Annotated in this window: 27 protein-coding genes; 23 read left to right on the top strand and 4 right to left on the bottom strand. The window is 50.1% G+C overall.

What is annotated here, in order from left to right; all coding sequences use genetic code 11:
• Positions 1–111: 111 nt before the first annotated feature.
• The 15 genes from V5J35_RS10930 to V5J35_RS11000 all read left to right on the top strand — a co-directional run bounded on the left by V5J35_RS10930 (position 112) and on the right by V5J35_RS11000 (position 8814).
• On the top strand, positions 112–423 hold the full coding sequence (locus V5J35_RS10930) for a hypothetical protein (RefSeq protein ID WP_354016345.1): 312 nt from the start codon (positions 112–114) through the stop codon (positions 421–423).
• Positions 423–3179, top strand: coding sequence for a toprim domain-containing protein (locus tag V5J35_RS10935; RefSeq protein ID WP_354016346.1), 2757 nt, complete (start codon positions 423–425; stop codon positions 3177–3179). Before V5J35_RS10930 ends, V5J35_RS10935 begins: the two co-directional genes overlap by 1 nt.
• A 351-nt stretch (positions 3180–3530) precedes the next feature.
• Positions 3531–3860 (top strand): hypothetical protein, encoded by a 330-nt coding sequence (locus V5J35_RS10940; RefSeq protein ID WP_354016347.1) that lies wholly within the window; start codon positions 3531–3533, stop codon positions 3858–3860.
• Entirely contained in the window at positions 3860–4087 is a 228-nt protein-coding gene (locus V5J35_RS10945; RefSeq protein ID WP_354016348.1) for a hypothetical protein, read from the top strand. The genes V5J35_RS10940 and V5J35_RS10945 overlap by 1 nt, the downstream gene beginning before the upstream one ends.
• 112 nt (positions 4088–4199) lie before the next feature.
• A complete protein-coding gene (locus V5J35_RS10950; protein WP_354016349.1) occupies positions 4200–4700 on the top strand; it encodes a hypothetical protein in 501 nt (166 codons plus the stop codon).
• A 23-nt stretch (positions 4701–4723) separates the two neighbouring features.
• Positions 4724–5230, top strand: coding sequence for a hypothetical protein (locus V5J35_RS10955; protein ID WP_354016350.1), 507 nt, complete (start codon positions 4724–4726; stop codon positions 5228–5230).
• 24 nt (positions 5231–5254) lie between these two features.
• On the top strand, positions 5255–5521 hold the full coding sequence (locus V5J35_RS10960; RefSeq protein WP_354016351.1) for a DUF7673 family protein: 267 nt from the start codon (positions 5255–5257) through the stop codon (positions 5519–5521).
• Entirely contained in the window at positions 5514–5735 is a 222-nt protein-coding gene (locus V5J35_RS10965) for a hypothetical protein (RefSeq protein WP_354016352.1), read from the top strand. Before V5J35_RS10960 ends, V5J35_RS10965 begins: the two co-directional genes overlap by 8 nt.
• Positions 5735–6004: a hypothetical protein gene (locus V5J35_RS10970; RefSeq protein WP_354016353.1), complete on the top strand. Its 270-nt coding sequence runs from the start codon at positions 5735–5737 to the stop codon at positions 6002–6004. The genes V5J35_RS10965 and V5J35_RS10970 overlap by 1 nt, the downstream gene beginning before the upstream one ends.
• 189 nt (positions 6005–6193) lie before the next feature.
• On the top strand, positions 6194–6427 hold the full coding sequence (locus V5J35_RS10975; RefSeq protein ID WP_354016354.1) for a hypothetical protein: 234 nt from the start codon (positions 6194–6196) through the stop codon (positions 6425–6427).
• A 33-nt stretch (positions 6428–6460) separates the two neighbouring features.
• Positions 6461–6634 (top strand): hypothetical protein, encoded by a 174-nt coding sequence (locus V5J35_RS10980; protein WP_354016355.1) that lies wholly within the window; start codon positions 6461–6463, stop codon positions 6632–6634.
• 34 nt (positions 6635–6668) lie between these two features.
• On the top strand, positions 6669–7391 hold the full coding sequence (locus V5J35_RS10985; protein WP_354016356.1) for a hypothetical protein: 723 nt from the start codon (positions 6669–6671) through the stop codon (positions 7389–7391).
• A gap of 342 nt (positions 7392–7733) precedes the next feature.
• Complete coding sequence (locus tag V5J35_RS10990; protein WP_354016357.1) at positions 7734–8015, top strand: hypothetical protein; 282 nt, start codon at positions 7734–7736, stop codon at positions 8013–8015.
• Positions 8016–8097: 82 nt separating this feature from the next.
• Positions 8098–8313, top strand: a complete 216-nt coding sequence (locus tag V5J35_RS10995) for a hypothetical protein (protein ID WP_354016358.1) — start codon at positions 8098–8100, stop codon at positions 8311–8313.
• 180 nt (positions 8314–8493) lie between these two features.
• Positions 8494–8814: a hypothetical protein gene (locus V5J35_RS11000; RefSeq protein ID WP_354016359.1), complete on the top strand. Its 321-nt coding sequence runs from the start codon at positions 8494–8496 to the stop codon at positions 8812–8814.
• Here V5J35_RS11000 and V5J35_RS11005 read toward each other — a convergent pair.
• The 4 genes from V5J35_RS11005 to V5J35_RS11020 form a co-directional block, all read right to left on the bottom strand.
• Positions 8757–8993: an Arc family DNA-binding protein gene (locus V5J35_RS11005; protein ID WP_354016360.1), complete on the bottom strand. Its 237-nt coding sequence runs from the start codon at positions 8991–8993 to the stop codon at positions 8757–8759. The two genes, V5J35_RS11000 and V5J35_RS11005, sit on opposite strands and share 58 nt — an antisense overlap.
• Before the next feature lie 89 nt (positions 8994–9082).
• Entirely contained in the window at positions 9083–9334 is a 252-nt protein-coding gene (locus V5J35_RS11010; RefSeq protein WP_354016361.1) for an ogr/Delta-like zinc finger family protein, read from the bottom strand.
• 44 nt (positions 9335–9378) lie between these two features.
• Positions 9379–10476, bottom strand: a complete 1098-nt coding sequence (locus V5J35_RS11015; protein ID WP_354016362.1) for a phage portal protein — start codon at positions 10474–10476, stop codon at positions 9379–9381.
• Between the two features lie 15 nt (positions 10477–10491).
• Positions 10492–12312, bottom strand: a complete 1821-nt coding sequence (locus V5J35_RS11020) for a terminase large subunit domain-containing protein (protein WP_354016363.1) — start codon at positions 12310–12312, stop codon at positions 10492–10494.
• 157 nt (positions 12313–12469) lie between these two features.
• Between V5J35_RS11020 and V5J35_RS11025 the strand changes: the two genes are divergently transcribed.
• From V5J35_RS11025 to V5J35_RS11060, 8 genes are all read left to right on the top strand, one after another.
• Positions 12470–13345 carry a GPO family capsid scaffolding protein gene (locus V5J35_RS11025; RefSeq protein WP_354016364.1) on the top strand — a complete coding sequence of 292 codons (876 nt, stop codon included), beginning with the start codon at positions 12470–12472 and terminating at the stop codon, positions 13343–13345.
• A gap of 67 nt (positions 13346–13412) precedes the next feature.
• Positions 13413–14432, top strand: a complete 1020-nt coding sequence (locus tag V5J35_RS11030; RefSeq protein ID WP_354016365.1) for a phage major capsid protein, P2 family — start codon at positions 13413–13415, stop codon at positions 14430–14432.
• 72 nt (positions 14433–14504) lie between these two features.
• Entirely contained in the window at positions 14505–15233 is a 729-nt protein-coding gene (gpM, locus tag V5J35_RS11035; protein WP_354016366.1) for a phage terminase small subunit, read from the top strand.
• Between the two features lie 167 nt (positions 15234–15400).
• A complete protein-coding gene (locus V5J35_RS11040; protein WP_354016367.1) occupies positions 15401–15862 on the top strand; it encodes a head completion/stabilization protein in 462 nt (153 codons plus the stop codon).
• Complete coding sequence (locus tag V5J35_RS11045) at positions 15859–16323, top strand: phage tail protein (protein WP_354016368.1); 465 nt, start codon at positions 15859–15861, stop codon at positions 16321–16323. Before V5J35_RS11040 ends, V5J35_RS11045 begins: the two co-directional genes overlap by 4 nt.
• The gene (locus V5J35_RS11050) at positions 16320–16988 is read left to right on the top strand and encodes a virion morphogenesis protein (protein WP_354016369.1); all 669 of its coding nucleotides are present in this window, start codon (positions 16320–16322) and stop codon (positions 16986–16988) included. Before V5J35_RS11045 ends, V5J35_RS11050 begins: the two co-directional genes overlap by 4 nt.
• 47 nt (positions 16989–17035) lie before the next feature.
• Positions 17036–18175: a DUF2586 domain-containing protein gene (locus V5J35_RS11055; protein WP_354016370.1), complete on the top strand. Its 1140-nt coding sequence runs from the start codon at positions 17036–17038 to the stop codon at positions 18173–18175.
• Positions 18176–18293: 118 nt separating this feature from the next.
• Positions 18294–18740, top strand: a complete 447-nt coding sequence (locus V5J35_RS11060; protein WP_354016371.1) for a phage protein — start codon at positions 18294–18296, stop codon at positions 18738–18740.
• Positions 18741–18745 lie beyond the last annotated feature (5 nt).

Below are 18745 nucleotides of genomic sequence, written 5' to 3' on the forward strand. Positions count from 1 at the left end.
GGGCTTAATCTACATATATGCAATATTAGTGATTATTTGCGATTTTTAATAAATATTAGCAAATATTTTTCCTTAACCGAGAAGTTTTAGCAGAACAGGGATAACAGGGCAATGACAAATAATGAACTATCAGAACTTCTTACCACATTACTGCAACGGCTCAGCCAGGGAGAGAGCATCGATATCCGCCACGACCAGATGTATCCCCTCAAAGTGGTTCTGGCCCGGCTGGATATATCCAAGCCTACGTTGATGAAAGCCATCCGGTCTGGCGAATTCCCGGAACCAACCGTCGTCTGTGGTCAGGATCGCTGGCCATCGTATGCCATCAATCAATACCTCTGGAAAAAAACGCCACACATTCAGAAAACAGAAGAACTGCGCCAACAGGCGGCCCAGGCTCTGGCGCAGGAGAACTCCTGATGCCATACGATCGAGACGCCGAAATCCTTGACGCCCTGATCAATGATCAGAGTTTCAAGTTCAATCAAAAGAATAAGAAGGTGTTGAATCAAGGTATATGCCCGGACTGCAATCGAAACTCAGTCTGGGTAAAACGGGATAAGCCAGGTCGCGTTTACTGTGACCATCAGACCAGCTGCGGTTACACCGAAACCACCAAAGAACTCTACCCTGATCTGTTTGAAAACTACTCTGATCGATGCCCGGCCACTCCCGAAGACCCCAGGGCAACCGCACGGGCTTATCTGGAAGACCGTGGATTCAATAGCGGCATTATTGTCGACTGGTACGACCAAGGTTGTATGCAATGCTATGGCCTGTATGCACCCACCGTCCGCATACCACTCTGGGGAAACCTGTTTGAAGAACGGATTATTGATAAAAAGCACGTTCAGAAAATAGGACGCAAAAGTAATTTCTCTTCCAAGGAAGACAAGACCGACAAGCACTGGGAACCCCCAGGATTCAAGCTTGAAGAAAACGACAGCTGTGTGATTACAGAAGGTGCATTCGATGCCTGGGTGTTCTACCACCTGAAACATTTTGAAGTGGCTGATTACAAAGCGGTGTCATCCTTTGGCAGTGGCAACCTGCCCAGAAATCTGATCAAAGAAAACGCAGGAAAAAACATTCTCTGGATACTCGCCTACGACAATGACGAAGCGGGCCTGAAAGCACTGCCGGGTCACATCCGGTTTATTGAAGAACTGGGCGAGCGTTACCAGGTCATGCTCTGCCAACCAGGTATGGACTGGAACGATGTTTACAAAAAGAAAGATGAAGACGGTCATTCAACACTCACCAGGGAATACCTGAACGACTGTCTCTGGCGTGGTCGTGTGGCTACTTCAAAAGAAGTCGGTGAACTCGCCTTCTGGAAATGGCTAAAGTCTAAATCTTCTCGTCTGGTTGTTGAATTTGGTGACGCCTTGTGGCGTTTCAAGATGAATGACAAGACCACTGAAGAATTCAAGGCATACCATGGGCAGGATAGCGACTCCCACTTCTGGATCGATCCAAAAGCCAATGTTACCGAAGCCATTAAAGTGTTCAGTGGCTATTCCGGAACCCCTGCCAAAATCAGCCCGGTATTACCCAAATTTCTCTATCTGGAGAAAGACTCCATCACAAGGGAACAGTGGTATGTCTTCCGCACCTCATTTTCCAACGGCAGCCGCCCGGAACTGATTTCCCTGACCAGTAGTGACCTGAAATCGCCGGGCGCATTCAGCGAGGCATTAAAAGCCAACACCCCCGGTGGACGCTTTACCGGTGACACCGTGGATATGGAGATTCTGGAGAAACGCTGGTTCGACTATGGCATCAGCACAGTAAGAACCTTGTCATTTATTGGCTATGACCGTGAAACCGGCATCTACGTTTTTACAGGGGAAGAAAACCCGAACAACCCCAACATGCCAAAAGACTTTGGCTTCTATAACAACCGGATGATCAAGGCCAACAAAATGGGCTTTATCACAGCCGGTAATCTCCGCATCAAAAGCAACAAAACCAGCCTCAACCTCTGCCGGGCCAACGGCAAATGGACCCCGGACTGGCTGCCACTGTTTCAGAAGGTATTCACCGATAACGGGCTGGCAGCTATGGCCTGGTGGTTGGGTACTCTCTTCTCAGAACAGATCAGGAATGAGTTTAAGTCCTGGCCTTTTGCCGAGTTCAGAGGTAAAGCCGGTGCAGGTAAGTCAGCCCTGCTGATTTTCTTATGGCGATTACTGGGCAGAGCGAACTATGAAGGAGACAGCCCCCAGAGTGGTTCCGATGTAGGTAGTGCAAGGGGTATGGCCGAGGCGGCCAATTTCCCCTACGTTCTGCTCGAAGGCGACGCCTCAAAGCAGTTCAACATTGAGTTATTAAAACCACTCACAGAAGGCGGGATACTTCGTCGGACAGGCATCAAGAACAGAGGTACGGATACGGACGTTATTACCTTCAAAGGTGGACTCTGTTTCGCCCATAACGATCCGATTGAAGCATCAGAAGCCATCATGTCTCGCCTTTTTTCTCTGTACTTCACACGAGACCATCAGATCTCCGGGCAGTCGGATTACTGGTTCCGTGAACTGATGGCCATGCAGGCCGAGGACCTATGCGCATGGCGTGACATAGCACTCAGTAATGAAACCACCATCCTGACCAAATTCCGCAATGAGTTTGCCCGGCTGGAGGTCGAATACAAATCCCGCGACAGCTCCATGCGTATCCGGATCGCCGAGTTCCACGCCATGGTGGCAGCCTTCGCCAACTGCCTGCCCATCATTTTCGGTACCAGATATCTGACTAAAGCCGTACTTATGCGGCTGGAAGAGTTTATCTGGAGCCGTGCGGTTGATCGGGAAAAGAGGCTGCGCAAAGACCACCCGCTCGTCGAGCAGTTCTGGGAATACTACGAGCACCTGAATGTTGGCCACAGTGCCGGCTACTCACAGAGCATTCAGACCGAACGGCTAAACCATTCAATCCCGGACGAATACATCGCTATCAACCTCACAGAGTTTGAAGCCACCTGTAAATCCGCAAGATTGGAAGGTCTCAGAATGCGAGAGCTGAAACCGCTGTTAAAAGCCTGTCAAAAGCACCCGTTTGTGGCCACCAAGAACGTGAAAAGCAAAATCAAACCCATGAAGCCAGACGGGACATCAGACACCGCTTACTGCTGGGTTTTCCAGAAGAAACCAAATAAGGGCAAGAAAAAATAACAACACTCGCGACACCGTATGTCCGACAGGAACCGCACTGACCGCACCAAGGCAAAAGGAAGGCAAAAAAAACAATGAATACAAAGAGATACAAGAAAACAGTAACCCGCACTTTTTGCGCACTTTTTACGAACCCGATTGATAACCGAGGTGCGAAAAAAACGAACCAGAATAGAACTGTAAAAATCAATAAAAACAACCTCTTACCAGCTCCGGTGAACTTTGGTGCGGTTAGCCACTTCACCACCAGACCCGCGAAACATCTGGGCTACAGCCTTATTCAGTCCCCCGGTGCGGTAAATGCGGAAACCTCAGCACATACCCTCGCTTTCTGTGAATAAGGAGACAGTCATGAGCCACAACATCACCAGAGAACAGCGCCCCCAACTGGAACAGCAGCGACGGGAATCACTGGCCAGGCACCTGATCCACAGCAAGCCCAAGCATCAGCAGATGTACCTGAAAAGTCTGAAGTCCGACACCTTGCGGGAAGAACTGCGGGAACTGATGAAACAGGAGCTGGCGAAAGAAATCGCGCTGATGGATACCCATCTGCGCAACCTGAGACTGTCCCGACTGAAGGATCGATGCAGCCATAAAGAATTCGACAGCAGCTTCTTCCGGGACATTCAGAACAGGGTCGACACCCTGCTGGCCAGTAAAGAGACCGGAGTCGCCTGATGGAGTACACCACCCTGAACCGGCTGGCCCGTCGTTACCCGACACTGGATCTGCAATCCCTGCAGATACTGGCCCTGGTCGCAGATTGGCAGGGCGTCACCATGGCCGACCTGGCGGAAGAACTGGACACCACTCACCACTACTACATACATCCAGTTCCATGTCTCCATGCTGGCCCGGGGCAAAAAAGGACGCGAGAAAAAAGGCATGAATTTGCTGCTGGTTGAAGACGACATGTTCGACAAGCGGCGCAAGAACCTGAAGCTCACCGAAGCAGGCGAGCGGGTAATCAAGGCAATAAAGCCACTTTTGAAATAAGAACTAAGTGAGGTAAACAAGATGTCAGCAATACGTTATTACCGCTGCGATAACCCTGAAATTCTATCTGTATTTGATCAGGTACAGGATGAAAGAAGTCAGCTTCAGAAAAAAGGAGCTGAGTTGGCTGAAGCTGTAACAGCGATTACAGGTGAACCATGCAAAGTAATGTTCAATGCAAATCTGCATGAATGGACAGTAGCTGGAGTTCGTTTTGAAAAATTCACTAAAGCATTGCAGGCCGATTTTTGCAAGCCAATGAAAAGTGGAAGTTTTATTACACGGCCAAAAGTAAAAGCTGATCCGGAAATAAAAGAACTTTTCAAAGACCTGCCAATAGTAGACAGAAACAAATGCTGGGAAGCACTGGGTACCGACTGGGGAAACTTATTGTTCACCCCGATTGGTTATGCCCATAAAAAAGGTGAATTCCTCTATATCGAATGTTCGTTAGATCTGACTGAAAGACTCACCGAAATCACAGGTGGTGAATATCAGCAGATTGAAAAACAAACTCAATAACAATAAACCAACAGGTGAAATACATGAAAACAAAACGAGTCACTATTCCAGCATGTGAAGAACACTGTGGCCAAATGGCGGTGAATGTAGAGCTTGAATGGAAATGCCCTGCCTGCGGTGGCCCCAGGGGTGAGGTTTATCAAACCCTGAGTTTTGACGGAAGTCGGCGTTTAGGTTGTGACGGCTGGGTAAACCCTTGTGGTCATGTTGATAAGTACAGCGCAGTCAGAAAAGAAGCCGTTGAACGCCAGGCTGTTGAAGAGCATCCACTGATTAAACAGTTTTGGGATTCCTTGATTCATGTTTTGAAAACTTATCCGGCATTAAATCATTCAAAACACCCTGAAGAAATTGCATTCAATATGAACGAAGTTAATAAGGTATTTCTGGTGGCGCAGGTTGCACATGTCAACTTTTATGAGCTGCGTAAACTTCTACCGGAAAGTAAATCCCGTCGATTTCTGCGCAAGGCAACTATCAAAAGTATTCAAACAAATAGATCCATTCATTGCTGGATCTTTGAAGACTAATTAATAACAACAAGGAGCAATAGCATGACTATTCCAAATTCTGTAATGAACTCGTTAACCGAAGCCTTTCAACCTCCTGAGCGCACAGTGGAAGAATACGCCGAAGCAGTAACCACGCTCTACAACATAGCTCGGTTCGTCACATCCAGCGGACGCTGTGCCGCACAACTACTGCTGAGTGGTTTCAATGGCGACAACTGGCAACTGGATATCACCGATCTGATACTGCTGGATCGCGCCAATTTCAAAACCGCCATGACCTATCTGGAGTGCCGAACCCACTTTGGGTGAGCCACAAGAACGCATCGAGAACGGTTATGAAAAGTTTCAGGAACTCCAGAAAATCTGGAGCAAATTGCACGTTGATAACATGTGGAAGGATGAGTGTCCAAAGTGTTTCGGCGATGGTGAAGTCCTCGTTAACCCGGAGGGTGACGACTACAGCACAAAACCCTGCACATGCTGTGGCGGAGATGGTCAGATTGCCCACATGGGAAATTTTTGATGAACACCGATTTTATCCACGCCGCAGGTCGCAACCCGCAAATGCGTCAGCAGGCCAGAGCCGAGATCGATCAGCTCACTGAGGCATTCCTGAATCAGGGTGGTCAGATTGAAGAGATCCCCGCTGGGGTCTGCAAAGACAATATGGATAAGCAGAACCGGGCATCCACTGGCACCGCCAGACTTAACCGCAAACAGAAGGAGGCATTAAAAAAGAAAAGGGAAAGGAAAGCAGTCGGGGCGGCCACCCCGACCGAGTCAAACCAATAACAACAACCGTCATCATCAATGGAGACTGACCATGAATGATTTTAACGACCAGCTGTTTTTCCATTATCAGCGCCGACTCCGCATTAAGAATAACAGAAATCGTCAACCGCTGTGGCGATTTATCTGCCGTCAGAGTACAGGGCAAGTGCAAAAGAACAGCAAGGGTTTAGCACTGAAATCGGGGGAATTATGACCGTAGAAAACAACATCGACCTGATGCTGATGCAGGTTATCCAGATGCACCTGACCAAGTACGGGCCAGACGCCACCATAAAACAACTGGGGGAACGGATGATCGGGCTGGCCCAGGCACAAAAACAGAACAAGGTTCAGGTGGTTTCACCAGCAGGTACCGCCATGGTCGTGGTTCATGAGCGCAGCCCACTGGCTGAACTGATACTGCGTCTTAATCAAGCAGGTTAAGGGCCGGGCGGGGAAACCTGCCCGGATAACAGAATGATGGATACAAACGACAAAGCCCGGCTGGAACTTAACCTGGAACTTAAAGCCCTGCGCAGATCCAGACCAAAAACACCCGGGCAGCACCGGGAACTTAGAGAACGAATTGAAACCATTGGCTTTTTATTGGGGCTGATTGAAAGGGGAGAGGAATTAGAAAATCAGGCTTAAAAAACTTCAAAATTACAAACAGGAACCTACAACAATGCAAAAGCTAACAAAGAATCAATCCCAGTGGTTCAAGCAGGCAAGCACCAAAGAACAGCACGCCTTTATGAGAAAGGGGCCAGCAGAAGTCGCCAACTATTGGAACACCGAGTCTGAAAAAGAAACCTTCGCCCCTGTGATTCGGGGTGTACTGATCGGCAATCCCATAGACTCTGCATCAAACGCTTTAACGCTGGCAGAAAAAGAACTGCATAAACTGAAACAGCAGGAACTGCCCACACTGGATGAACGGACCCTGGGCATCGATGGCGAATGCGTGAAACAGGCCGAGGTCTGCTACGACAAAGAGCTGAGAATCGATGGCATACTGCATATCGGTTCGCTGCTGGCCACCGATGTTTTTGAATCCCGCTGGCTGGATGGACTGGTCGAGTCTTTCGCGGATCACCTTTCTGACGACCCTGAATACCTGCAGGAATCCATGCTGCCACTTCAACCCAAAACCGAAGAGGATGCCGAGTTTAACGAATGCCTGGCGGAGCACCTGCACTTCCATAACTTTCAGGGGTTCGCACTGAAGGCATCGTCACCAGTGAAAAAATATGACTCCTGCGATTCTGCCAGCTTCAGCTGGGGTCATGTCCGGTTCGCCTGGTTTTATGGCGAATCCTTTGAAGAGGCTTTTAATCTTGCCCGGGAATGGGTTGATCGAATGGAAGAGCAGGATAAGCAGACGTTTTTGGAAAAGGCTGAAGCGTAAATAACCAAAAAATGAAAAATGTTATGTTCAACCCAACAGGACAAAGATATGACTGATAAAAGTAAATGCTGCACGTGCGGCTATGAGTGGGAAACAGGAAAAAATGGTAGACACTCATGCTCGGATAACTTTAAGCGCCGAATAAATAAGGCAACCGATATTGCTGCCAGGTTCGGCCAAATTGACGGAGCTCACCATAAGACATGGGTGATAGATCAAATGGTCAGAACCCTAACCGGTGACGATTACCCTGCATTTGTCGATTACGCAAGTGAGGACATTGGAGAAGACGGGCCATTCCGTGATGAATGGGATTGCGGGATTGCTCCCTGAGAAGACATTATGAAATTAAGAGACCTTAAAGTTGAAGAAAGATCGTTTAATGAAGATATCAGAATGCCCATGTTTGCAGCATGGCAGCTTGATCAAAACGGGTTTAGATATTGGCAGTGGTTTGTTTTCACCAAAGAGTCCATGGAAAAGCGTGAAAATGCAAACGTTAATGAGCTTGATTTAGAGATAACAGAGTTCTGGCCGTGTGATTTCTATCCTTGCTCCGAAGAAACTGTTGGTGATGATGATCATGCAACAGGTGTCTGTATCAATTGTGGGGAGCCAATGTAGGCGTATAACGCCGTTTTCAGCGGCAGCCGAAGGCTGTCCGTTGGAAAACTTTGGTAGGTGGCTGATAGGCAAGGAGGTTGCCGTGAAAGAGCATGAGATAGTTGAACCAAATTATAAACTTGATATAAAAAAAGCTGCCTGTCATCACTGTGGAAATGAATGTAAACCAATATGGGATGCACAGGTAAATGGTTATGTTTCAGATTGCCACGGCGTTGGATTTGATTACGAGAATACCGCTGGTAACATGAAATCTGAAAATGACGGTTTACGTTACATAAGCGACTGGGCTGAGTAAGCCACATACCCTTTTTTAGATGTACCGATCCACAATTACAAGACTTCTGTCGTAAAAAAATACACGGCCGTAAAATAAGCATTATAAAGAACTTAATGTATTAGCGATTGCTCGTATTGTGGCTGATTTAACTGGCTGTTTAACTGGCGTTGGGGGCAAACAACCTGAAAGGAGTAATTCATGTTGATTCAACAACTAAAAGAACCTGGTACCGCTCTGGTGATGGACCGTACAAATCGAAGTTACTATCAGGTGCGAGTTCCCTGTTTCGATCCTATTCTGGATCTGGATAGCCAGCAGGCCCGATTAAATGAAGCAGTAGACATTCTGTCCCTTCTGCTCACTCTGTCGGAAACCGTCAAACCGGGTCAGGCCACAGACCAGGCGATTGCCGGAGCGGGTTCCATGCTGCGCCGGGCCATCAATCTGATCAGTGCCGAGGCTCATTCCGTCGAACCAGTATCCGATTCACCAGACTGCCTGAGTTCTGCCACTTCCTGACGCAGGGCTCGCAACTCTTCCAGTATCAATTTGGTCATCTCGTCCTGCTCGAACGACTTTTCCAGGCGGTGCAGGTACTCCGCATTCTGAGACCGGTTATTCGCTTTCGCAGAGCGGAACAGCCGACCTTTCAGGTCATCGGGCAGGCGCAGGTTGAATACTGGAAATTCTCGGCTCAAAGCAGTCAGCAATCGTTTGATGAAAAATTGCATTTTATGAAGAGGGGGAGTTACAGGTGTAGTGGCAAACTACCACTACAAGGGAAGGATTAAGCCAGTTTAGAAAACAATTCCTGTTGTTGTTTCCGGTTCATACGGGCAAATTTGTCCCGCAGTTCCGGGGGCATCAGCAGGGCAGAGGGGGAGAGAACACGGTCAAATTCAAGATTTAGCGAAAAGCCCATGCCACATTCCGGGTTATTACACGTGCAGTACAGTTTCTTCAGTTCACCAGACGCCACCACACTGTCCTGGATGGTGGCGATCTCTCCGCAGACCTTGCAACGAACCCGAACACTCATAGTAAAACCAACTGACTTTGTGACACTATGTATAATTATGACAGTCAGCCCCCTGGTCTGCCAGCTTCTGCAGCCGCTTGATCCCCAATCGGTTCGAAGGAAATCCAGCCCCGTTCCGGCAGCCACTCATTAATATCCAGCATCTGCTCCTGAATAGGCAACACTTCGTTCTTACGCCAGACCGGGTCTACTTTGCTGATATCACCAAAGTTCACATTCCCCTCTGGCAGAACGTTGGCCATGGCCGGATGCATCCGGTGGGCAGCAATAATATCGCCTCTGGAAATGTTCTTGATTTTCTCCAGCTCATCTTTGGTGGAGAAATCACCCACCGGCAAAATTTGAATATCTTTCTCACGGCCACCGGGAATATGCAGGAACATATTTTTAAAATTCCCAATCCCCTTGGAGCTGCGAATTTTGTCTTTAATGGCTTCCTGGTCTTCTTCACCCAGACCGCTGGATGATGAATAGAAGATATAGCCCATGTGGGCACCGTTCAGATAATACCGGCGACGGAACAGGGTGGCGTCCTCATTCAGCAGCATCGATTGAATAGCTCCCAGATACGAAGGCACCCCATAAATATTCTGTTTCACATCGTAGTTTTTGATATGAACCACTTCCCCCAGTTTGAAGCGGATCAGATTACCTGTCTGGGTCAGCAGTCCATAGCGCCCCGGCTCTTTCAGTCGGCGCATATTAATAGCAGGAAGATGCCGCAGCCGGGTAGCTTCTCCCATACCATTGCGAAACCGCTGGAAGTAGCAATTCTTAAACACATTAAAGTCGGTAACAGCCGCATACATATGGCGCCTGGAGAGCATGGGCGACGGATTAAAACCCAGCATGACCTGCATGGTTTTGAATTCCAGAATGGGGCCGTGGTAGGCATTTGCCATTAATAACCGGGCAAGCCCCTGCAGGCTGACAGGTGGTTCGTAATAGCTGCCGTTATGAACCAGTTGCGACCCTACATAATCATTCAGCTGGCTTTTAAGAACCGCTTCCGGTTCTCCAAATTCGCACCGGAATGCGTTCGATGGTTTGCTTTCGTCACTGGTAACAGGTTTATTTACTGCGACCTTGGATATGGAAAACTTCTGGCTCTTGCCTTTGTTCTTCCGTGACCGTCTACCCATATTGATGTCTCTCCGTTAGCCAAAGGCCACCGAGCTGCAACTCTGGCGGCTGGTATCCATGGGTTCGTGAATCAGTGCGTGCATCGTGGCCCAGGCCACATCGGCGTGTCCGGTACTGTTGGTGCGTCCGGCGCTGTAGGTCATGCCGCCATTGCTGGTACTGGTCTGGCGAATGGTCAGGAAGGCATGGACAAAATCGGTCCATTCTGCCGGATATTCCAGGCGACCCGGTTCAATAACACTTTTAGCTTTCTGAACCAGTGCCGTTTTGCTGTTGACGCTGTAATGGATCGGCTGGGCCAGTGGGAAAAAGTTCTTGATAATGTCGAATACACCCAGTCCCGGTCCGGTGGTGTCCACGCCAATATGCTGAAAGTTAAAACGCTTGGTAAGCTGCCGGATCTGGTCAGCCTGCCAGGTGAAGGATTTATCTTTCCAGTGAAGTTTCTGAACCAGCCTGAATTTGCCACCGGGTTTCAGTGGGGCAGCAATAATAACAAAACTGGCATCGTCCCTGTGTCGGCTTGGGTCGTACCCGCCATAAACCGGCAGATTACCCAGTGGCCGGTCGGCTTTGGGGTCGTAATCTTCCCAGATATCGGTATCAATGCCGCAGGCTTGCAAATCAGCCAGCCGAAATACTCCCATGGTGTCGTCCATGAATTCGCACATAAACAACTGCCGGAACTCTTCCGGGCTGTATTCAATCTTCAGCTCTTCTTTATCAAAAAGGTCACAGCCGCCAGCCTCTGCATCATCCAGGGTGATAATTTTTCGCCAGTGGTTATCCGGGCAAAGCACACCCGATTGCATCTCTTTAAAGCCCGGAAATTCTTCCCGCTTACGCTTGAACCGTTTTTGATAGCGATCCCCGGTCCACAGGTCATAGGCTTCATGAGTAACGGCGCTGGGAGTGCTTAACAGGGTTCGTCGCCACTTCTTATGGGCAGCCATTCCAGTGGCGACTTTATAGAGTTCGTTAAACTTATGAATCCAGAAAAACTCATCAATAATCACATGCCCGTGATAACTCTGGGCAGACTTACTGTTATTACTGAGGAAATAGAGAGAGGCTGGCCCGTTGGCAGTATTCAGTACCATGGGGTTGCCTTTCAATTCGATATCAAAGTGTTCCTGGTACAGGTTCACAATGTACGTTTTGAATACTTCAGCCTGTGCCCTGGTCGCAGACAGAAAAATCTGGTTATCCCCGGTCAGTGTTGCGTCTTCACTGGATTCCTGAGACAGGTACCAGGACGCACCAATCTGGCGAGATTTTAATAAATCCCTGTTTCGGTATTTCTTGGCATTAGCCAGCTCAACTTGATAGGCGAAATAGTTTTTATGAAACTTCTGCTTAAAATCTTTCTCTGTTAAAAATGAAACATCATTCTTAATTTTGTTCTTCCGGTTCTTACTGCGAACAACAGCCGGAGCACCTTCTATCTTTTTGCGGTTATCCTGAACGATATCAGAATCAACCGGAGCAGCTTTTAATTTGGCATTGTTGATTTCAATCTGTCGGGCTCGCCCCAGTTTACTTAATGAAGCAATCAGCCGGTCAATCTCATTCAGGTCTCTGTCGGTCTTATCTTCCTTCTCAGCCAGCACCGTCAGCCGACGCTGAATCGCTTCCTCCACCGACTCATTGCGCAGCAGTGCCTTCCAGTCGTCCCGATCCATCCATGAATAGAGTGTGCGCCTGGGTACGTTCAGTTCTTCCTCAATTTCAGGAATCGTCTGCTTACGTAGAAACAGCGATCGCGCTGCATAACGTATTTCGTCAGAATGGTGTTTCTTGCCGCCCTGGGACTTGTTATTACTTAAAGTACTCATACTTCGAATAATAAAAGCCCTTTCATTAATACTGGTCGTTTAATAATCGGATTTAGCTAGTATCCGATTTAATTCAATGGTTCGTTTTTTGTTCCCTGATTAGGATTCAAGTGACAGCAGTCAATAAGTTTAATTAGAACGAGCCAGGACAATGTAAATGTCGAAACTGATTACCGATTGGGTGAAAGTCGCTGAATCAGGCCATACCATTGATGGACGAACTATTGAAAAGTCCTGGCTGCAAAATGCGGCAGAGCTTTATTCCAAAAACACTTACACCGCTATTATTACTCTGGAACATTACTCTCCTGAATGGGCTGGAAACTACGGAACGGTTGAAGCTCTGGAAGCCAGGGATGAAGACAACAGTGAAGTCGGCTTATACGCAAAGCTGTGTCCAAATGACCAACTGATCCGGATTAATCGTTCAGGTCAGAAGTTATTTACCTCCCTTCGTTTCCGCGAAAATTTCCGGCAAACCGGCAAGATGTACGTGATCCAGATCGGCGTAACCGACACTCCGGCATCTATTGGCACAGAACAACTCTCTTTCCGGGTAACAGATGGTGACCGGGTTGAACCCGGTGTCGAATTAACCAGCCTGCTACCTGAATCTTCTGACGACTCAGAAGCATTCACCCCTGCAGAACAATCCTACTTTAAAAAATTCATAAAGGCGCTGGCCTTCAGCGCTCCACAATCCACGCCACAATCCACGGACTCTGAAGACGAGGGCCACGATATGAAACCTGAAGAACTGACAGCCGCCATTGCTAAAGGCATTAACGAAGCATTTGCTGCCCGGGAAGAAAAACAGCCAGCACCCGACGCAACCCCGGACGATGACAAAGACACACCAGACACACCTGAAATGGTTTCAGCCGAAGTCTTCAATACCCTGAAGACAGAGCATGATGCGCTGAAAACCGAGTTCTCCAGCTTTAAGGAAGAAATGAGCAAGGAGCTACCCGGCACCGATATCGACAACGCTGGCGGGCAGGACGACGCACCTGCTGAGAAAATAGGTTTCTGATCACAGGCAGTTCACAGGGTTGAGGGCGCATTGAGAAGAATTTAACAGGTTTCAAGAGGATAAAACCGTGAGAAAAGACACAAGGAAGCAGTTTAATGCCTACCTGTCCGAAGTGGCAGAGGTGAATGGGATTGAAGACACATCGGTATCATTCAGCGTGGTTCCCACTGCGGTGCAGGGATTGCAGGACATGATTGTGGAGCAGTCCACTTTCCTGAACATGATCAACGTGCTGCCTGTGGATGCCCTGGATGGCCAGAACGTAAAAACAGGCATTGTCGGTCCGGCTTCCGGTCGCACCAAGACCACCACCAACAACCCTCGCCAGCCAAAGAACGGCCTGAGCATGAAGGGTTACGGCTATAAAATGGTGAAGGTCGATACCGACCTGGCCATGGATTACGAAAAGCTGGACGCCTGGCAGCATCTGGGTGACCTGAACACCCGTATCCGCAATTACACCACTGCCCAGATCGCCAACGACCGGGAAATCATCGGCTGGTACGGTGAGTCTGTTTCAGACAACTCAGACATCAACGCCAACCCCATGCTGCAGGATGTCAACAAAGGTTGGATGCAGTACATGCGCGACAATCTGCCTGAGAATGTTCTGGCAGAAGGCGCTACTGCTGGCGAGATCCGTATCGGTGAAGGTGGTGACTACGTGAACCTTGATGAAGCCGTGGTGGATCTGCTGTCTATCATCCCGGTTCATCTGCGTCAGGGTTTGGTGGTTATGGTGGGCGATGAGCTGACCATGGAGCACCGCAAGCGCATTTTCACCGATAACTCCATGACACCGTCCGAGAAAGCCCGGGCTGCCGCTTCCATGATGGAATTCGGTGGACTGCCTGCAGAACGTCCTTCCAACTTCCCGCCTCGCGGTCTGGTGATCACCAGTCACGACAACCTTTCTATCTATCACCAGCCAGAAAGCTGGAGACGGAACCTGGAAGAAGAAACCAAGTACAACCGCTGGATGGATTACAACTCCCGCAACGAAGCCAACGTGGTGGAAACCCCCGAGAAATTCGCTGCACTGGAGTTCAAAAACGTCAAGCTCAAGGACGGCGATACCTGGTCGTAAGGCCAGCATCAGCAGGATTGGAGGTGAAGTCACCGCCTCCTTTTTCAATGAACCACAGCAAGGGGTGAGACCATGCGATCCGTTATGAGGCAGTATCAGGAAAAACTGAAAAAACAGCAGGAACAGGGAGAAGCCCCTGTCTCTGTGACCAAAACCAGCGAACCACTGCCCGGCAATAACGGCAGCCTGATCAAAAAGCAGCAGAACGACGCGCTGATGGCCAGGGCCATGGCAGAAGACCTGAAGATCCTGAAAGACATACAGAGCACAGAGCGCAAAGAGAAGCTGAAGGCTGATGATCTGGTACCCAAATATCGCGCCTTTGTTGAAAGCTGCCTGGCGGATGACCGGGCGCACCCGATCCTGACCCAGATCATGGTCTGGTTGTTTGATGTCAACGACATTGCCGCCGCCATGGAGCTGGCTGAACACTGCTTCAAACACAAAATCCCCATGCCGGAACGGTTCAAAAGCGGCCTTGAAGTGTATGCAGCAGACGCCCTGCACAAATGGGCAGAAGCCCGGTTCAAAGAAGGCAACAGCCCGGAACCGTATTTTTCTGTGGTGTTTAACCAGATCCGTGACGATGCCTTTGATCGTCCGGATGCCGTCACCAGCAAATATTACAAGCTGGCTGGCCTGATGGCCTTTGACAAAGACGACTTTGAAAACGCCCTGGTCTGGCTGAACAAAGCTCTGGACATGGGCGAAACGGTCAAAACCAAACGCGACAAGGCCGCCAAAGCATTGCAAAAGCTCCAGGAAGAACGGGAGCAAAACGAAGACGGGCAGGGTTCCTGACAGTATTTCGGGCTCCTCACCCCACCCGCCCCGGGCGCTGACGGTGCCAGAGATTACTCCGGTAATCACACGCCATCAGTGGGTTAGCCCGGGAACTATTCCCCGGTAACTATTTTCCGGGAACGATTTTCCGGTAACGAGTAACAACAGCAGAGAAGGCATCACCAGTGAGTTTTGCAGGCAAACAGAACACGGTAGACAGCAAGCTGATCAGCAATCAGCCATTCTGGCCTGCGCTGGATCTGGCGGAATTGATCAACAGCTATCGAACGCCGTCCGATCTGCCCACCGCCACGGTAGAAGGTACTCTGCAAATCTCTATGGTGCAGGTTAACGCCAGGCTGGCCAGCTACCGCCAGACACAGGAAGCGGAAGGCCATGAAAACCTCACCGATGTTCCCTGTGAACAGGTAGGCGATGAGTCCATACAAGTCATTTTGTACAAGCGCGCCATATTCTGTCAGGCCAAGGCCAGCATCCTGCGCGACTGGCCCAGCATTGACCGACGTAAGGAAGCAGAAAACCAGGCACGGGCCAGCGAAGAAACCGAAGACCGTTATCTGGAATTTACTGATCAGGCCATCAGCCAGTTTCTGGGCAAACTCAGTATCAATGTGGAGGCGTTATGAGCAGCAAACTGAAAAGCCTCACCTGTTACCTGATCAGCAAAAAACAGTGTCGCCAGGAAGACCTGGATAGCTGGGTAGACCACTGCCGGATCATTCCGGAAAGCAGTGTTGAAGGTGAGTACTGCCAGCTGCACCTGAACCTGACCACCTGCACCCTGTTTATCGAGGAGTTCTCTGGTAATGCCACTGAACTGGTCGCCCATGTCAGTGCCTGGCTCCAGGATAACGACGATCCCAACGACCGGCAGCGTTTTGGCCTGACCGATCCGGAGATGGACATCACCATGCTGGACAGTTCCGGCAAGAAGTGGGACGTGGATATCAGCCTGCAGTTCCTGGAACCCGTTCTGGTTCAGGAAGACCCGAATGGTTCCATTGAATGGGATAGCACCCGCTGGTCATTAATTGAAGAACCGGTGGTTGATGTAGCTACAGAAGCAGAAGGAGTGTTCCCGGCATGAGCGTGACCTTCTCCGAAGATAAAAACGCCCGGCTGTCAGCCAACAGAACGCTGGAACTGCTGATGTTGCCGCCACCCAGACGCAAGCGGGTACTGAGAAAAACCGGGCAACAGGTCAGAAAGCGCAGTCGCCAGAACCTGAAGCAACAGAAAACCATCACTGGCGCGCCCATGGCTAAACGGAAAACCGGCAATGGTCGTATGTTTCGCCGCCTGGGCAAAGACATGACCACGGTCACCAAAGACAAATCCGTTACCGTGACCTGGAAAAACACCATGACCGGCAAGATCGCCTATCGCCATCACCACGGTGTGCCGGAAACCTTTAATAAAACCCGTATGGATCGCCGTTACGGTGTGCCGGATTACGACCAGCCAGCCACCCGCAAGCAGGCCAAGGCTTTGATCGCCGCCGGTTTCAAGGTCTACACCGGCAAGAAAAAGGGCAAGACCCAGAGCAAGCGCCCCAGCCAGCGCTGGATTATGGACAACCTGACCCTGGGCCATGCCGGTTATCTGGTGCGCACACTGCGCAAGGAACAGAGCAAAAAGAGCTGGACGGTGAAACCGCCAGCCCGACCGTTTCATGGGGTGACTGAACAGGAAGGTACCGAGATTCTGGTGCAGGAAATGGACAACGAATGGCAGCGCCAGGGCAAGCGGTAACAAAAGAACGCAGATAGCTTTTTACGGATAACGATGAGGGACACACCATGGCTTTAGGATCAGTCGCTGTAAACAACCTGAATATGATGCAGGGCTCGCCCAGTGAGGTAGAGCGCCTTTACCTGTTTGTCGGTGAAATCGCCGACGGGCAGAAGGATGAAAACCGTGGTCTGGTGCATGCCATCGACAGCACCACCGACCTGACTGCACTGATCGGCAGTGATAACAGCGCACTGAAAACCACGGTCCAGGCTGCCATCAATAACGGTGGTCAGAACTGGTTTGCTTATGTTCTGCCACTGGAGCCTATCGCCATCAAACTGAATGCGGTGGATAAAGCTGTTGGTGAGGTGTCTGTTGAAGGCGTGGTGATGTGTGAAGCCGTCACCCAAAAAGCGGACTTCGAAGATATGCACGCCAAGGCCGAAAGCATGATCGGCAAATATCAGCGCCGGGTTCACTTCCTGGCCTGTTACCGGGGCATCGACAAAGATACCGAGACCTGGAGTGCTTACACCACTGCCGCCAATGCGGTGACTGACAATGTTGCAGCAGAACGGGTTTGCGCGGTTCCACTGCTTTACCCGGAGTATCTGGGTTCTCTGGCTGGCCGTCTGGCTAACAAGTCGGTCACTGTCGCAGATTCACCCATGCGAGTGGCGACCGGTTCACTGGTCGGAAACTATGCCGAGCGTCCAACGGATAAAGACGATGAACCACTGACCAAGGCGGTTCTGAAAACCCTGCACGACACTGGCCGTTACTGTGTACCCACCTGGCAGGAAGATTACGACGGCACATACACCAGTGACGCCAGCACCCTGGCACCGGTCACCAGCGATTACAGCGTGCTGGAAAACCTGCGTCTGGCCGACAAGGCCGCTCGCAGAATTCGCCTGCTGCTGATTGCCAAGGTGGCAGACCGCAAGCTCAACAGCACACCCAAAAGCATGGCACGTCATACCACCTATTTTGGCAAGCCTCTGCGGGAAATGAGCCATAGCGTGACCGTAGGCAAAGACACATTCCCCGGTGAGATCAAGCCACCGAAAGAAGGCGACATTGTGATTGCCTGGCCGACCCGCACAAAGGTTCAGGTGTTCTTTAAGCTGCGTCCCTATGAAATGCCTAAAGAACTGGAAGGCAATGTTTATCTGGATCTCAGCAACCCGGCTGATCAGGAATAACAGGAACGACCTTCATTCATAGGGGGCGACCCCCAGGGATTACCCAAAGGGCATAAAGGGGGAAGTCCCTGGTACCCAAGGGGCATAAAAGCGCAGGAGCGCGAACGGGAGAACGACCATGAGACTGTCTGGAAAAAGTTTTGATGTGAATATCGGCGATAGCCTGGTGCATGTAGACGCCATGAGCGCCTCCATTGAAGACAACCGTGGCACCGTCAAGGACAGAGGCGTACCGAATGGTTACGTCGATGGTGATAAAAGCTGCTCTGGTGAGATCGAGCTGGACTGGGACAACTTCCTGCTACTTCTGGAAGAAGCGCGCAACGCTGGCAGCTGGTGCGACCTGGACACCTTCGACATTGTGGTGTTCGGCAAAACCAACCGCACCGAAGCCAAGGTGGAACTGTTCGACTGCCTGATCAAGATTTCCGACATTCTTGATATCGACCCCAACGGCACTGAAAAGAGCAAGGTCAAACTGCCCTTTGACGTGACCGGAAAGGACTTTGTCCGGATCGGTGGTGTTCCGTACCTGCGGGCTGAAGAAACCGAGGATCTGAGGTAAGCCGT

It is taken from the genome of Endozoicomonas sp. NE40, from assembly GCF_040549045.1.
Classification (GTDB): Bacteria; Pseudomonadota; Gammaproteobacteria; order Pseudomonadales; family Endozoicomonadaceae; genus Endozoicomonas_A; species Endozoicomonas_A lisbonensis.